Raw genomic sequence first — 16,356 nt, 5'->3', positions numbered from 1 at the left:
GGACGCCTCCGGGCCGGTCAGCCCGCATCGCGTGCCAGTGCCCCGGCGCGGATGGACCAGCGCGACACCTCCCACAGCTCGTCCAGCGGGATGGGGGGCGCGCCGCCGGTGCGCACGGCCTCCATCCACAGGCGCAGCTCGGCCGCGTGTCCCTTGTCCATGGCGCGCGACCGCTCCCACCAGGGCCCCGCCACGCCGAAGCGCCGCAGCCGCCGCCAGTTGTCGATGGCCGCCGTCTTTCCGTCCCAGAAGCACTCGATGCGCTCCTTGGGATACGACCGCGCCCCCGACGCCAGGTAGTGCACCGCCGCCGTGGAGCCGTCGGCGAAGGAAAGCGACAGGTGGGCGATGTCGTCGATGGCACGCCCCGCCCCGTCGCGCGCCGGCGTCACCTGGAGCCCGCGGATGGGCGCGCCCACCAGGAACCGGCACAGGTCGATGAAGTGGCACCCCTCGCCGGTGATGCGCCCGCCGCCCACAGCCGGGTCCTGCGTCCAGTGGTCGCGCGGGATGGCGCCCGCGTTGACCGTGGCCACCACCGACACCGGCCCCGCGCGCCCGCGCAGCAGGGCCTGCATCTCGCCCGCCAGCGGGGCGAAGCGGCGGTTGAAGCCCACCGTCACCAGCCGCCCCGACGACTGCGCCGCGGCCTCGACGGCGTCGAGCTCCTCGTCGGTGAGGGCCAGCGGCTTTTCCACGAAGACGTGCTTCCCCGCGGCCAGCGCACGCTCCGTCAGCCGAGCATGCGTGTCGTGGCGGGTGAGGACGAAGACGGTGTCGATCTCCGGGTTCTCGATCACCGCGTCCACGTCGGTGGTCACCCGCTCGAAGCCGAACTTGCCGCCCACGACGGCGCCGCTGGTGCCGCCGCTGGAGGCGATGGTGTGAAGCCGCGCCCCCGTTTCGCCCAGCGCGGGCAGCAGCGTGCGCAGGGCGAAGTTGCCGGCGCCGATCATCCCCACCACCCCCTGCCCGGCTTTCGCGGACGCGGGGCGGTTGGTCAGCACGCGCGCCTCCACCGTGGGAAGCACCCCGCCCCGGTCGGGGTAGGTGAGCACCACGCCCAGGCTGGGCTCTTTCCCCGAGATCACCTCGTACGCCGCGGGGGCGTCGCCGAACTCGAAGCGGTGGGTGACCAGGGCCAGCGGGTCCAGCCGGCCGCCGCCCATCAGCTCCAGCACGGCCTCGAAGTTCCGCTGCTCGGTCCACCGCACGAAGGGGAGCGGGTAGTCGTGCCCGGCCTCTTCGTAGTCGGGGTCGTAGCGCCCCGGGCCGTAGCTGCACGACACCGCGAAGGTGAGCTCCTTCCGGTAGAAGTCGTCGCGGCGCAGGTTCAGCCCCGTGACCCCCACCAGCACCAGGCGGCCGCGCTTGCGGCTCATCTCCGCCGCCTGGTGCACGGGGTCGTCCGAGTCCGAGGCCAGCGTCAGCAGCACGGCGTCGGCGCCCACCCCGTTCGTGGCCGCCAGCACCCGCTCGGCCACGCCCCCCGCGGTGCCGTCCAGCGGGGTGGCGCCGAAGCGCTCGGCCAGGGCCAGCCGCGAGGGGTCGCGATCGATGCCGATCACCCGGCAGCCGTTGGCGCGCAGCAGCTGCACCGTCAGCAGGCCGATGAGCCCCAGCCCGTAGACGACCACCGTTTCGCCCAGCGTGGGGGCCGCCATGCGAATGCCCTGCAGCCCGATGGCGGCCAGGGGGGTGAAGGCGGCGGCCTCCTCGCTCACCCCGTCGGGGATGCGCGCGGCCAGCGTGTGGGGAACGCGCACGTACTCGGCGTGGGGGCCGTTGGTCACCACCCGGTCGCCGGGACGGAACCGCACCGCCTTCGCCCCCGCCTCCACCACCACCCCCGCGTGGCAGTAGCCCAGGGGGATGGGCTGGTCCAGCTTGGAGCGCACCGCATCGAGGGTGGGGCCCACCCCGTCGGTGCGCATCTTGTCGAGCACCTGCTTGACCTTGTCGGGCTGGCTGCGCGCCTTGTCGATCAGGTTGGCGCGGCCGAACTCCACCAGCATGCGCTCCGTCCCCGCCGAAACCAGCGTGGCGCGGGTTTCCACCACCAGCGACGCGGACCCCGCGCGGGGCACCGGCACGTCGGCCAGGCGGGTTTCGCCCGTGTTGAGCTGCTGCAGCAACTGCTTCATTCAGGAATCGTCCGGGACGATGAAGGTCGTGATCACGGCGCCGCCCGCCGCGGGGCGGCGCACCTGCACCCGGCGCGAGGCGATCCGCTCGCCGTACGCCGGGGAATACCAGCCGGCCGTGTCGCCTTCCACGGCTTCGACCACCTCGGCGGGCCCGTCCACGCGGACGGCGCCCGCCGGGGCGCCGGGGTGCAGCAGCCAGCCGACGACCGCCTCGCGGGCCGCGCCGGGCGGGATGCGGTCCTCGACCGCCACCTCGCCCGCCGTCACGCGGACGGTGCGGCGGATGCGGCCGGGCACCTCGGCCACGAGCGTCGCCCCGTCCGGGCCGTGCTCGGCGGCGACCAGGTCTGCTTCGGGCCAAATGTACCACAGGAAGCGCGGCCCGCGCACCCCCGGCTCGCGCCCGTCGAGCACGGGGCCGTTGTGCACCCGCGCCCCCGTCAGGCCGTTCTTCCACGGCGGGGGCGCGTTGTAGGCGAAGGTCCCCGCGTCCACCACCACCTCGCGGCCGCCGAAGCCCACGTCCAGGTGAAGCGGGTCCATGTGGCTGGGACGGCTGGTGTAGCGCCCCGCGCGCAGGAACACGCGGGCCCCTCCCACCCGCGCCACCGCCCACCCTGACGACCCGCTGCACACGCCGTCACCCCGCGCCGGGGCGGCCGGAGGCGCGTCCACTCCCAGCCACGCCAGCGCCTCGGGGTCCGCGGGGACGTCATCGGGCAGCGGAATGCCCCACGTGGCGCACGCGGCGGTGACCGCGGGACGAAAGTCGCGGAACCCGGCCGTCGTCACGGGGTGGACGAAGGCGCCGTCGTTGGCCCCGTGGTTGGGCACCGTTCCCGTTTCGCCCTCCATCACGGCCAGCAGCAGCGCTACGGCCGCCTTCAGCCGGGCGACCGCGTCGTCCGGCAGCGCCAGGCCGGCGGAGCGCAGCGCGCGCTCGGCCACCACGCACTGGTCCAGCGCCAGGCGCAGGTAGGTGAACGAGTGCTGCACGTACCACCCGTCCGGCGCGAACTGTTCCGTGACCAGCCGGGCCAGCCAGCGGCGCCCGCTCCGCAGCCAGCGCTCCGCCTCGGGATGCGCGCCGCGGAAGCGGATGCCCAGGCACACCAGCCCCGCCGCCTCGGAAAGCGAGTGGTTGTTGTGCTGCGACACCGCGTAGCCGATGGCGTCGGCGATGCGCTCGCCCGACGCCGCCAGCGTCTCGGCGACCCCCTCCACCGGCGGCAGGCTGGCCTCGGCGTACAGGAGCGCCGCGGCGCGGATGGCCGTTTCCTGCCCGCACCCCCAGTGCGGGCCGCGAAAGGGCGGGCTGCTGGCGCGCCAGGTGTCGAACCGGCGGCGGAAGGCGTCCACGTAGCGCGCGTCGCCCGTCACCAGCCAGCCGCGCACCAGGTCGTACACCCAGCCGAAGCGTCCCGGCTCCCAGACGTCCTTGATGTCGCCGGCGGAGCCCAGGTGCGGCACCGTCCACCAGGGCGCATCACCGAACGAGTGCCCCGTCCCCGGGTGCGCCAGCCACTCCGCCGGGGTGGACGGGAGCGGCTTCCACGTCCACCGGTAGGCGTGATGGAAGCCGTCCGCCACCCGGTCCGCGCGCTCGATCGCGACCCCGAGGTCCGTCGCGCTCCGCAGGCGCCGTCCGTCCACGTGGAAGGGGTGATTCCCGGGCGACGGCGCGCCCGGCACGGGGAAGCGCGGGGACGGGCGGAAGCGGCCCGTCGCCTTCCGCGCCTCGTGCCGGGCGCGCCGCGTGGCCCCGCGCGCGCCGTAGGTGCGCGCGACGGTGCGCAACGCCTGGGGCCAGCGCTCAACCGGCAGCACGGTCGGCCACCAGGGAGCGCAGCATTCCGTCCAGCCGGTCGGCCAGGACGGGGCGGTCGTGCTCGCCCGCCACCCAGGCGCGGCCCCGCTCGCCCATGCGCGCGCGCTCGTCCGCGGGCGCCGCGGCCAGCCGCACGACGGCCTCGGCCAGGGCGGCGCCGGACGCGTCCGCGGCCTGCTCCCCTGCCCCCGCGGCACGGACCATCTCCGCCACCTCGCCGGGGACGTTGCAGACCACCGGCAGCCCCGCGCCCAGGTAGTCGAACAGCTTGTTGGGGCTCACGCCGAAGGAAAAGAGCGGCACGTCGCGGAGCACCATCAGCCCCGCGCCGGCCTCGGCGAGCAGCGCCGGCATGGCCTGCTTGGGGACGGAGGCGCGGAACTCCACGTTCGCCAAGCCCCGCCGCTCCGCGTCGGCCACGAGCCCGGCCTTGGCCGGCCCGTCGCCCACCAGCAGAAAGCGGAGGTCCGCGCGGTCCCGCAGCCGCTCGGCCGCGTCGAGCACGGCGTCCAGCCCGTTCAGCGGGCCGTGCGCGCCCGTGTAGACCAGGGTCAGCGTTTCGCGGGGGGGGCGCCGGATGGCGGCGAAGGCGGAAACGTCGACGCCGTTGGGAACGTGCACCAGCTTTGCGCGCGGCACCCCCCGCTCGGCCAGGTAGTCGGCCGAGCCGCGCGCCAGGACCACGATGCGCGAGGCACGCCGGTACAGCCACCAGGCGATCCGCTCCAGCGCGAGGTACCCCGGGCTGCGCCGCCCGCCCGCGGCGGCAAGCGTCTCGGGCCACAGGTCGCGCACCTCGAAGACGAAGGGCACCCCCCAGCGCGCCGCCAGCCGCTCCGCCGCCAGCGCGGCGAACAGGTGGGGCGACGAGCCGATCACCACGTCCGGCCGCTCGCTCCGGGGGAGCCGCCACACCCGGGCGCTGAACGAAAGCCAGTTCAGGGCGCGGCGCCAGTCGTTGCGCTCGTACGGGGCCGCCCACAGCCAGCGGAAGCGCACCCCCTCGATGGCTTCGTCGATCGCCCGGCGGTCGCCCGGGCCGGAGCGGCGCGCGTACCGGCGGGTGTGCAGGTTCAGGTCCGACGCGGCGACGGTCACCCCCCAACCGCGGCGGGCCAGCTCGCGCCCCAGCTCGAAGTGCCGCGTGCCGCCGCCCTCCCCCGGGCCGACGGCGAAGTGGTTCACCCACAACAGCGAAGGCATCAGGCGGCGGCGCGTGCGGGAAGGGGGGCGTCGACGAACATGCGGCACCACAGCTCGATGCACATCATGGCGAAGATGGTGTAGGCCGCGTCGACCTCGCCGCGCCGGTCCTGCTCCACGAGGCGGGCGACGGCGGCGGGATCGAACCACCCGCGGCGGGAAAGGGCGGCGGCGCCCAGCGTGTCCTCGCGCAGGTCCCGCAATTCGCCGTGCAGCCAGTCGCGCAGCGGCGCGCCGAAGCCGGTCTTGGGACGGTAGATGACGTCGTGGGGTAGGAACGGCTCCATCGACTTCTTGAAGATGGCCTTGCCCACCCGCCCCTGCTGCTTGAGCCGGGGGGGAATGCGGGTGGCGAAGTCCACCAGTTCCCGGTCCAGCAGCGGCACCCGCGTTTCCACCCCGGCGGCCATCCCCGTCTTGTCGGTGTAGTTCAGGTTGTGGTCCGCCAGGAAGTGCTTGGCTTCCAGGTACAGCATGCGGTTCAGCGGGTCGCGCTCGCCCGGGATGCGGCGCAGGCTGGCGACCAGCGGCGCGGCCGTGTCCACGTCGCGCGTGGCGGCGGCGAACGCCGGCGTGTACAGGGCGCGGCGCACGGCTTCGCCGCTCCACCACCAGTAGCTGGCCATCCGCCGGTCGGGGTCCAGGTCGGCGTGGGCAAAGGCCTTGGCCGCGCGGCGGATGGAGGGACGGTCCATCATCCCCAGCCCGCCCTCGCCCGCCCAGCGCGCGGCGCCGGCCAGCCCGCCCCGCGCCGTGGAGGGGAGCCACGACCAGGCGCGCTCCATCCGCAGGGCGTAGTGCCGCCGGTAGCCGGAAAAAATGTCGTCGCCCCCCGCGCCGGAAAGCAGCACCTTCGTCCCGTCCGCCCGCGCCTGCTCGCTGATCAGCAGGGCGTTGATGGGCGCCGGGTCCGCCTGGGGCTCGTCCAGGTGGTAGAGCATGCGCTCCAGGTGGCGGATGGCGTCGGGCTCGATCTCCAGGACGCACAGGTCCACGCCCAGGTGCGCCGCCACCCGCCGGGCGTACGGCAGGTCCGCCGGGTTCCCCTCGACGTCCTGGTCGCCGCGAAAACCGATGGAGTAGCAGCGGGGCGTGTAGTCCGGCCGCACGCGCCGCATCATGGCCACCACGGCGCTGCTGTCGAGCCCGCCGGAAAGGAAGGCCCCCACGGGAACGTCGGCCACCATCTGCCGGTCCACCGCCGCCTCGACCTGCCGGGCCAGCTCGGCCGCGATCTCGGCCTCGGAGCCGGGGAGGGGGTCGCGCCCGTACGGCAGGTCGTAGTGGCACCACTCGCGCTCCACCCCGCCCTCGCGCAGCACCATGGCGAAGCCGGGGCGCAGCTTGCGCACGTGCTTGAGCACCGTGGAGGGCGAGGGCGCCCACAGGTAGGCCAGGTGGTAGTGGATGGCCTCGGGGTCCATCTCGCGGGGAACGCGCCCCGTCTGCAGCAGCGACTTGATCTCCGAGCCGAACAGCACCCCTTCGGGAAGCGACGCGTAGTACAGCGGCTTCACCCCCAGGCCGTCGCGCGCCACCAGCACGTCGCCGGGACGCATGCCGCCGCGCTGGCCGGAGGGGCGGCCGTCGTAGATGGCCAGGGCGAAGATGCCGTTCAGCCGCTCCAGCATGGCCGGGCCCTCGTCGGCGTACAGGTGCAGCAGCACCTCGCTGTCGGTGCGGCTGCCGAACGCGTGGCCGCGCGACTCCAGCTCGCGGCGCAGCTCCTGGAAGTTGTAGATCTCGCCGTTGTACGTCATCCACAGCCCGGCGTCGGGGGCGTTCTCGGCGACGCCGCAGCGGCCGCAGCGCACGCCCATGGGCTGGGCCCCGCTGGGGGACAGGTCGATGATGGACAGGCGCCGGTGCGCCAGCCCCACCCTGCGCCGGGGAGCCCCGCCCTCGATGACGCGGCGCCCCTCGCCGTCCGGGCCCCGGTGCGCCACGCAGGTGATCATCCGTTCCAGCACGGCGGGCTCGAACGCCCCCGCGAACCCCGCGATGCCGCACATCAGCCCCGCCCCCCGCCACGTGCGACCACCCGCATCTGCTCTCCTCGGCCCCTGATGTCCATCACCCCTCCGTGCCCCGGATCGCGCCGGGGCATTCCGCGGGGGAATCGACCAAAATACACGTTTTTCGAACGCCGAACAAGCAAGCGCCCGCGCCTCCCGGGCGAACGAAGCGGCCTCCGGCGCCATCCCCGGAAGCCGCTCGTTCAGCGTCCCGCCCACCCTCCGCACGGGCACGGCCGCCCGAGGGCGCCGGTCCCCCCGCCATCAGAAGGGGGCGTAGAAGTTCCAGGCCGGCTCCCATTCCTCGACCTTCTGGAAGTACCGGTCGGCGTCCTGCCGCCCCGTCAGCCGCCGCTGCAGGGTGGCCACCGGGTTGCGCCCGCGGTAGGAGGGGCGCAGCCCCACGTTCAGCTCGCGGTACCGGCGATGGGTGCGCACGAAGCGCATCACCCGGTGCACGGCGCGGAGCCCCGCGTCGTTGAACGCCACCACGCCGCCCTTGGGCACCATGCGGTCCAGGTACCAGAAGTCCAGCAGCGTGTAGTCGAACGTGTGCCACCCGTCGATGTAGCCGAAGTCCACCCGGGTTCCCGCTTCCAGCAGCCGCGGCAGGCCCAGGTAGTCGGGCGTCTCCATGAGCTCGTGCAGCTCCGCGAGCCCCGCCCGCTCCACGTTGGCCCTGCCGATTCCCCGCCAGGCGGTGCTCTGGAAGGGGTCGATGGAGATGAGCCGCCCCGTGCCGCCCGCGTCGCGCAGCGCGCTGAGGATGGCGAGCGACGACAGCCCGAACGCCATTCCCACCTCCACCACGACCTGGGGCCGCTGGGCCAGTACGGTGGCGTACAGGGCATCGGCGTGAAGCTCGGAGAGCTGCGAGTGCACCTCGACCGGCTCCCCCGACAGATCGTGCACCGTGGCGGTGTCGAAGATTTTCGCGACCAACGGGTTCACGTCCCGCAGCTTCGCCGCGGCGGCCTGGCGTGTGGTCATCTGGGTTTCGGCGGCAAGGAAGCGGAGTGGAAGAACCGTTGGGCCCGATTACGCGGGGCGCTCAGGGCGCGGCGGGGCCGCCCGCGGCCCCCATGGCGGCCACGTACAGCGCCTCGGCCCGGGCCATGGAAGCGGCATGGTCGGCCCGGTCGCGGATGAGCCCCTGGTTGCGCTCGCCGGCCCGGCGGCGCAAACCCTCGTCGTCGAGGGCGCGAAGCGTCGCGTCGGCCAGCGCCCCCGGGTCGCCGGGCGGAAAGAGCAGGCCGTTGACACCGTCCTGCACCCACTCGCGCACCGACGCGATGTCGCCCGACAGCGGAAAGGCACCGCACGCCATCGACTCCAGCAGGGTGTTGGGCGTGCCGTCGAACTCCGACGGCGACACCGCGGCGGCGGACAGGCGGAAGAGCGGGGCCATCTCCTCCGGCTCCACCCGCGGGAGCAGGCGCACCGCGTGGCCGATCCCCAGGTCGCGCAGCCACCGCTCGGCGCGCGGGTCGCCCCGCATTCCCACCGCGGCGAACACCACCTCGGGACGGCGCTCCAGCACGCGCGGAATGGCGCGGAAGAACGTATCGTTGCGCACGTACGCCCGAAAGCCGCGGGCGTTCAGCACCAGCGGGCCGCCCAGCGGCAGCCCGTGCCGGCGCGCCACCTCCGCGTCGGGCGGCCCGGGATGGAAGACGTCGCGGCGGATTCCCCCGTTGCCGGGAAGCACGGCCGAGGGCCGCTCCGGGTTCCACCCCCAGCGCTCGGCCAGGTGCAGGTCGCGCGCGCAGTCGGGGTGCAGCGCCGTGGCGCGCGCCAGCGCACGCCGGGTGAACCGCCCGACGAGGGGGTAGCGCTCCGCCCACAGCTCCAGGTCGTTTCCCCACACCGACACGACCAGCGGGTACGCCGTGCCGGCGAGCGCCTCGGCCGCCACGATCCCCTCGTACGGAATGCGCAGCGCGTGTACCACCTCCGGCCGGACCTGTCGGACCAGCTCGCGAAGGCGCCGCGCGTGGCTGCCCAGGGTGGCGGGCGCCAGCCAGCCGAACACGGTGGGAAACGCCGCCGCCACGGCCCGTGCCCGCAGCCTGCGCGTCAGGGCGGCCGCTGGGCGCGCTGCGGCCGCCGCCCCCGCGCCGCGACCGACGTTGCCCCCGGCGAACCGCGCGAAGGCGACGGGAAGCACGTGAAGCCCGGCCAGCCGGAGCGACCCCGCCTCGCAGGGAAAGGTCGACACCAGGTGCACCTCGTCGCCCCTGGCCACGAAGTGCTCGATCCAGCCGCGCGCGATGGGGCTGCGTCCGTCGGCCACGAAAAGGATGCGGGTGCCCCGCGGGAGTCCCCGGGTCCCGGCCACGGGCAGCGGGCGTACGCCGGCGCCGCTCATCACAGCCCCGCCAGCGGCCGGCCGGCCCGGGCCGCGTCCAGCAGGGCCACCATCCGCCGGGCGGCGGGCGCCGGCTGCTCGTCGCGCAGCGACTCCCGCCCGGCGGCGCCCATCCGCGCCGCAAGCCCCGGCGTGGCGCACAGCTGGGCCATGCGGGCCCCCAGCAGCCGGTCGTCCCCCGCCGGAAACAGCCATCCCGAGCGCCCCTCGGCGACCAGGTCGGCGGCGGCGTTCACCCGCTCGGAGGCCAGCACGGGGAGCCCCGCCGCCATGGCCTCGGGCACCACCACCCCCCACCCCTCGGCGTGCGAGGGAAGGACGAAGGCGTCGGCGGCGGCGAACAGCCCCGGAAGCCGCGCGGGCTGCACGAACCCGGGAAACCTCACCCGCTCCGCGATCCCCAGTTCGCGCGCGAGCGCCGCCAGGGCGTCGCGGTCGGGGCCGTCGCCCGCCACCACCGCCACCGCGCCGGGGGCGTGCAGCCGCGCGAAGGCGCGGAGCAGGGTGTCGACCCCCTTCCGCGCGATCAGCTGCCCCGCGTACACGAACGCCACGGTGCCGGGAGCCATCCCCAGCTCCGCCCGCACCCGCGAACGCGCCTCCGCGCGGGCCCCGGGCGAAAGCTGAAAGGCGCCGGTGTCGGCGTAGTAGCGGAAGTCGGCGATGCGCTCCGGCCGCACCCCCGCGCGCTCGTACGAGGCGCGCGCGCGGGTGCCGATGGCCAGCACTCCCCGCGCCCGCCTCAGCATGGCCCGCAGCGCCCCGCGCAGCGCCCGGCGGGCGGGCGGCGCGGGGCCGTGCAGCAGCTCTTCGCCCCAGTACACCCAGGGAACGCCGCTCACCCCCAGCGCCGCGGCGGCCAGCTGGACGGTGGGCATGGTGTACGACCCGGTGAGCACCGCCACGTCGGGGCGGGACCGCGCCACCAGCGGGACCACCCCCGGGTTCACGTGCGCCGAGCCGGCCAGGGTGCGCCCCCGCAGCACCTGGTACTCGTAGCCCTTGTCGGCCACCAGCGCCCAGGCGCGGTTGGCCTCGGTGGGCGCGCCGTACGCCACCCGCAGCTGCACCCCCGGCCGGCGCGCCAGCCGGGCGAAGAGGGCGTCGTTGTACGGCGTGGGGATGTTGCTGACGACCAGCACCCTAGGCATGCGCATTCCCCGGGGCCGGCGGGGCCGGACGGGTGCACATCCGCATGATGACGATGGCCGGCAACACGATGAAGCACCACTCCTGGAACACCTGCGCCAGGTACCCCCGGATCACGGCCTGGAACAGGAACCCGGTGTTGATGGCCAGCAGCAGCTGCCGCCAGGAGTCGCCCGGGTCGGCCTGGTACCAGCGCCAGAGCCAGCGCACCCCCATGCCGAACAGGAAGCTGCCCAGGGCCATCCCCGGCCACCCGAACATGAAGTAGTACTCGCCGAAGTGGGGCACCGCCGCGCCCAGGTTCACCGACTCGGCGGTGCCGATGCTGCCGCCGATGTCGTACAGCCACATGGGCAGCGGCTTTTCGGGCCACAGGAACCGCGGGATGGGAAGGATGATCAGGTACCCCAGCGGATCGAAGCCCACGTAATCGACGTGCTGCGGCACTACCTGCATGACCGCCCCGAACGTCTCGAAGACGCGCGTGTCGCTCAGCGCGCCCTGGACCACGTCGCCCAGCTGGAAGCTGAGCCCGCCGTTTGCGCCCCCCGACCGGAAGAACAGGCGGGCCCACGCCAGCCACCCCACGAACAGGAACGCGCCCATTACGGCGGGCACCAGCACCGCCAGGCGGGGGCGCTTGCCGGCCTTGAGATACAGCAGCATGGAGAAGGCGATCCAGAGGATCACCACGCGGTACCGGAAGCCGATGGAAACGTAGACGATGGTGATGAGCAGTATGGCGGCGGCCCGCGACCAGGGGCCGCGGAGCGCGCCCGCGATGACCAGCACCAGCAGGGCCGGCGTGAACCACTCGATGGCCAGGAACAGGTACGGGATGTCGGGCCCGTCACCGCCGCCCCCCATGGAGCCGAACAGCCCCGGAAGGAAGAACGTGCCCAGCGACCGCCCGGCGATGCGCGCCCACAGGAGCATGAACACCAGCGCCAGCACCACCAGCCCCCATCCCAGCCGCCTCGCGGCCTCCGGGTCCCAGGAGCGCCGGTGCGCGACCATGGACCCGGGGCGCGGCCCCACGGGCACCGCGTAGCCTGCCCACAGCGAACCCGCCACCACGAGCACCGCCAGCAGCGCGCCGGCGTATACTTGTTCGAAATCGTACCCCACGAACACCATGTCGTCCATCGAGAACCGCACCAGCGGCCCGACGACGAAATACAGGAGGTACAGGCCGGTCACGAGCACCATCGGCTCGAACAGGTCGAAGGTGCCGGTCGCCAACCGCACCGCGACGGGCGCGAGGATCACCGCGCCCACCACCAGGCAGAGCAGCGTCTCCGGGCCCATGAACGCCTGCCCGTATCGCGCGACGAACCACCCGCACGCCAGGACGGCGGCCAGGATCCACACCGCGTCCCGGCGAGCAGCCGGGGCGGCGGAACGATCGGCGGTGGGCGATGCGAGCGGCAAGGGACGCGGAAACAGGGTGAAACCGGGTGCTGGGCGCGGCAAATCTATACGCCCGCGCCGCGGAACGCCACCACCCGCGTGCCCCGGGGCCGCGCGTACTCCGTTGCGGCGATTGCACTTCCAGCGGTCGCGGGTTAGATTTGCCGACCATCCCGTCCACGTCCGCATCTCCCGCGCGAATGAGCCACGAAGTCAGGCCCGGCCTTCCCCCTTCGTCCCGAGGCGCGACCCTCCCGGCGGTGCTGCGGCGGGGCGCGCTGCTGCGCTTTCCCGAGCCCGTCTCGGCCCGGCTGGACCTGATCCGCGGGACCGCGGCGCTGTTCGTGATGTGGAACCACCTGCGCGCGGCGCTCTTCGTGGAGTATGCGCGGGTGGTCCCCGAGAACCAGTCCCTCGCCGCCAAGGCGGTGTACTTCGCCACCGGGTTCGGCCACGCGGCCGTCATCGTCTTCTTCGTGCTGAGCGGCCTGCTGATCTCGGCCAGCGTGCTGCGGGCGGTGGACGAGGGGCGCTGGTCGTGGGGGTGGTACGCGTCGCAGCGGCTGACGCGGCTGTACGTGGTCCTGGTGCCCTGCCTGGTGCTGGGCGCCCTCTGGGACCAGGCGGGGCTGGCGCTGTTCGGCCCGGCGGGCACCTACACCGGCGAGCCCGGCGCGCCCTTCATGTCGTTCGCCGTGAGCGACCGCACGGGCCCGGGCACCCTGTTCGCCAACCTGTTCTACCTGCAGGAAATCGTGGCGCCTCCCTTCGGCTCCAACGCGCCCCTGTGGAGCCTGAGCTACGAGTTCTGGTACTATGCGCTCTTCCCGGCGCTGCTGCTGGGCGCACTGGCCCCGGGCGCCGTCCGCAAGGCCGCGTACGTGGCGCTGGCCGCGGCCGTGGCGCTTTTCGTGGGCCCGGTCATCCGCACGTACTTCCTGCTCTGGCTCCTGGGCGTGGCCGTCGCGGTGGCGCCTGCGCCGCTGGCCGGCCGGCCGCGTGTGCGCCGGGCCGCGGCGGGCGGGCTGCTCCTGGCGCTCGGGGGCACCCTGGCGCTGGTCCGCGTCGACGCGTTCCCCTCGGGGCTGGCGGCCGACGCCGCGCTGGGGGTGGTGTTCACGCTGCTGCTCTGGGTGCTGCTGCAGGGCGGGGCCGCCGCGGCGCGGCGCGCACCTGCGGGGAGAACGCTGTCGGGGGTGATCGCGGGCTTCTCGTTCACGCTGTACGTGGCGCACATGCCGCTGATCCTGTTCCTGGCGGCCGTGCTCACCCGCAACGGCGCGGCGCCCTGGCAGCCCGACGCGGCGCACCTGGCTGCGCTGGTTCCGCTCACGGCGCTGGTGCTGGGGTATGCCTGGGTGCTGGCGCGGCTGACCGAGGAGCGCACCGTGCAGGTGCGCCGGTGGGTGGAGCGGCAGGCCCGGTCCCTCTTCGCGCGGAGCGGCGCGCGCGCGGTGCTCGTGGACGCCGGCCCGGCCCGCTGAGCCGGCGCGTGCCGGCTCAGTGGGCGCTACTTGATGCCCCGCAGCGCCCCTTGGGGGGCGGTGCGGTAGGGGTTCACCCCGCGGTCCACGGTGTTCAGCAGGTGGATGCGCTGCACTGGCGGCGCACCTCCACTTCGTTGTGGCTCATGGCCGGACGGCATCGGCGGAAACGGGGCCGGGGCGTTCGCCCGCCTCGCGCGTGGCGCGCGCCACGGAGGCGCGGAAGGCGGGCCAGGTGTACCGCTCGGCGGTGGCGCGGACGGCCGGGCGCATGCGGGCCAGGGCGTCGCGGTTCTCGTGGCACCAGCGAAGCCGCTCGGCGATCGCCTCGGGCGCGCGGATGGGCACCACCCATCCGTCGCGGCCGTCGGTGACCAGGTCGGCCGCGCCGGTGTTGTGGGTGGCGATCACGGGGGTGCCGCACGCCATGGCCTCCAGGTACACCAGCCCGAACCCCTCGGCGAGCGACGGCACGCAAAGCACGTCGGCCTGCTGGTACAGTTCCCTCAGCCGGGTCCGCGACGCGTCGGTCTCCATGCGGAAGCACCCCTCGTAGGCGCGAAGGACCCCCTCGTCGAAGCGCCCGCGGCCCACCAGCGTGAGCTCGGCGTGGGCCAGCCCCAGCCCCCGCCACGCCTCCAGCAGGTCGCTGAGCCCCTTCCGCTGCACCATCTGGCCCGCGAACAGCACGCGGAAGGGTCCGGGGCGGCGCTCGGGGGCGGGGTGCAGGAACGCGGTGTCGACGCCGTACGGAATCACCCGCACCGCCTCGGGCGCCACCCCGTTCTCCACCAGCGTCCGTCCGGTGTAGCGCGACGCGACCAGGCACAGGTCCGCCATCCGCGGCTCGCCGGCCAGCCGCTGAAAGCGCTCTCCCCCGGCCCGCATCTCTTCTTCCCCCGCGAGCGACCCGGCGGCGGGCACCCGCTTCATCTCGTCCTGGAACAGCGACCGCAGCGACGCCGGGTGGGGATGCACCTGGAACAGCAGGCGCGGCGCGCCCCCGCGGCCGTAGGCGCCGAACGCCGCGTGCGCGTAGTAGCTGTAGGCCAGGATCCCCGCGCCGCGCCGCCGCGCCAGGGCCCCCGCCCGCGCGCCCAGCCGGGCGTCCACCTGGTCCAGCGTGCCCAGCCCCGCGGCCTGCCGGACGGCCTGGCCCCACAGCGACACCACCCGCGACGACGGCAGCCCCGGCGCGTACCGCCGGCCCAGGACGGCGCGGGCCCGGGCGGGGAGCGCCGCCGCCCAGCGGCGGTCCAGGGGCGAGTACCAGTCCGTCACCAGCGCCTCCAGCCGCCCCTCCCCGGCCAGGCCGAGCGGCACCTGGTAGCCGTCGCGAGCCCCGTTGAACACCACCACCCAGTTCATCCGGCCCGCCCCCCCGCCGCGCGGACGCGGGTCACGGCGATGCCGGCGCGGGCGTCAGGGTGAGCACCCGGCCCTCGTACACGCCGAAGTCGGGGATGACCACCTCCACCACCGCGGCCGACGCGTCGACCACGAACTCCTGCTCCACCGGAAGCTCGTGCAGCGCGGCCCCGCCGGAAAGGGGAATGCGCTGTACCACGACGCGCACCTTCCCGGCCTGGCCGGGCGCCAGCAGCGAAGCCACGTTTTCCATCCGCACGCGCACCTCGACGGCGCCGCGCCCCTCGAAGCGGTCGAAGTGCCCCACCACCACCCGCGCCGGCTCCGACGCGGTGGCGCGCGTGGCGAACGAGACCAGCCCCTCGTCGTTACTGGTGCTGGGCACGCGCGCGTCCAGGGTGCGCGCGTACGCCCAGTGCGCCCACCACACGGCCCGCCGCTCCTGGCGGGGGGTCAGAAGCCCGTCCAGCGTCTCGTTCCAGCACGAGTCGCCCTCCGGCTCTCCCCAGCAGGCGCGCGCGGCGGCATCGGCGCCGCCTTTCTCGATGAAGAACAGGCCCGCCAGGGCCGAGCCGGGCCGGAAGTGCTGCTGCTCCGTCCCTACCTCCTGCACGTGCAGCTCCCGCACGCCGACCGATGCGTACCGGCCCTCCATGAAGCGGCGCGACCGCTTGATGTTGTCGGCGATCCGGGGAAGGGTCTTGTCCAGGTGGAACTCGTGCCAGGCAAGGACGTCCACCCGCACGCCGTTCGTGCGGCAGTACTCCATGAACCGCGCGATGCGAGCCTCGTCCCAGGTGGCGAAGCTGGGCCCCGCCACCACGGCTTCGCTGCCCAGTTCCTGCCGCAACACCCGCTCGGCCCGGCGGAACGTCTCGAAAAAGAGGTCATCGCCGCCGGTCCAGAACACGGGGGTGTCGGGCTCGTTCCACACGTCGTAGATCAGCCCCTGCCCCTTGGTGGCCCGCGCCACTTCGCGCACCCGTGCTTCCCACGCCTCCCAATCCGCGTACGGCGCCTGCCACCCGATCAGCGGATACCCGCGGTACAGGTCGCTCAGCACCAGGACCGGCCGGGCGCCCATCCGCCTGGACCGCTCCACCGCCTGCCGGTTCAGACCCATGGGCCCGGCGCGCCACAGGGCGGGACGAAGGGGGGCGAACAGCGAGTCGCCCGGAGTGGTGGGGCTGAACGCGTGAAGGAAGCCCACCATGGACCGTACCTGCCGCCCCGGGTCGGCGAAGTTCAACCTGACCGTCGGGGGCCCGGTCTGCGCCGCCGTGCCGCCGTCGCAGCCGAGCGCCGCCAGGGCCGCGACGCAGGCCGCCGCGAGAAGGGTGGGACGTACCATCGGGATACCTCCAGGTATTTCGGTGTACCGCGG

11 protein-coding genes are annotated in these 16,356 nt (G+C 74.3%); 1 reads left to right on the top strand and 10 read right to left on the bottom strand.

Annotated elements, in window-relative coordinates; translation table 11 throughout:
• Positions 1-17 precede the first annotated feature (17 nt).
• The 8 genes from VGB24_RS07185 to VGB24_RS07150 form a co-directional block, all read right to left on the bottom strand.
• Entirely contained in the window at positions 18-2,144 is a 2,127-nt protein-coding gene (locus tag VGB24_RS07185) for a bi-domain-containing oxidoreductase (RefSeq protein WP_331072261.1), read from the bottom strand.
• Positions 2,145-3,974, bottom strand: coding sequence for a heparinase II/III domain-containing protein (locus VGB24_RS07180; protein WP_331072260.1), 1,830 nt, complete (start codon positions 3,972-3,974; stop codon positions 2,145-2,147).
• Entirely contained in the window at positions 3,961-5,178 is a 1,218-nt protein-coding gene (locus VGB24_RS07175) for a glycosyltransferase family 4 protein (RefSeq protein ID WP_331072259.1), read from the bottom strand. Before VGB24_RS07175 ends, VGB24_RS07180 begins: the two co-directional genes overlap by 14 nt.
• Positions 5,178-7,190, bottom strand: a complete 2,013-nt coding sequence (asnB, locus tag VGB24_RS07170; RefSeq protein WP_331072258.1) for an asparagine synthase (glutamine-hydrolyzing) — start codon at positions 7,188-7,190, stop codon at positions 5,178-5,180. The genes VGB24_RS07175 and asnB overlap by 1 nt, the downstream gene beginning before the upstream one ends.
• A 267-nt stretch (positions 7,191-7,457) precedes the next feature.
• Positions 7,458-8,183, bottom strand: coding sequence for a class I SAM-dependent methyltransferase (locus VGB24_RS07165; protein ID WP_331072257.1), 726 nt, complete (start codon positions 8,181-8,183; stop codon positions 7,458-7,460).
• A gap of 61 nt (positions 8,184-8,244) precedes the next feature.
• On the bottom strand, positions 8,245-9,561 hold the full coding sequence (locus tag VGB24_RS07160; protein ID WP_331072256.1) for a glycosyltransferase: 1,317 nt from the start codon (positions 9,559-9,561) through the stop codon (positions 8,245-8,247).
• Positions 9,561-10,712, bottom strand: coding sequence for a glycosyltransferase family 4 protein (locus VGB24_RS07155; RefSeq protein WP_331072255.1), 1,152 nt, complete (start codon positions 10,710-10,712; stop codon positions 9,561-9,563). Before VGB24_RS07155 ends, VGB24_RS07160 begins: the two co-directional genes overlap by 1 nt.
• On the bottom strand, positions 10,705-12,141 hold the full coding sequence (locus VGB24_RS07150; protein ID WP_331072254.1) for a hypothetical protein: 1,437 nt from the start codon (positions 12,139-12,141) through the stop codon (positions 10,705-10,707). The genes VGB24_RS07155 and VGB24_RS07150 overlap by 8 nt, the downstream gene beginning before the upstream one ends.
• A gap of 179 nt (positions 12,142-12,320) precedes the next feature.
• Between VGB24_RS07150 and VGB24_RS07145 the strand changes: the two genes are divergently transcribed.
• Positions 12,321-13,604, top strand: a complete 1,284-nt coding sequence (locus VGB24_RS07145; protein WP_331072253.1) for an acyltransferase family protein — start codon at positions 12,321-12,323, stop codon at positions 13,602-13,604.
• Positions 13,605-13,748: 144 nt separating this feature from the next.
• Here VGB24_RS07145 and VGB24_RS07140 read toward each other — a convergent pair whose 3' ends face one another.
• Entirely contained in the window at positions 13,749-14,972 is a 1,224-nt protein-coding gene (locus VGB24_RS07140; protein WP_331072252.1) for a glycosyltransferase family 4 protein, read from the bottom strand.
• Between the two features lie 31 nt (positions 14,973-15,003).
• Positions 15,004-16,323 carry a hypothetical protein gene (locus VGB24_RS07135; RefSeq protein WP_331072251.1) on the bottom strand — a complete coding sequence of 440 codons (1,320 nt, stop codon included), beginning with the start codon at positions 16,321-16,323 and terminating at the stop codon, positions 15,004-15,006.
• Positions 16,324-16,356 lie beyond the last annotated feature (33 nt).

It is taken from the genome of Longimicrobium sp., from assembly GCF_036399935.1.
Taxonomy (GTDB): Bacteria; Gemmatimonadota; Gemmatimonadetes; order Longimicrobiales; family Longimicrobiaceae; genus Longimicrobium.
Note: the sequence above shows the minus strand (reverse complement) of the source record. Positions and strands in the feature narration are given on the sequence as shown.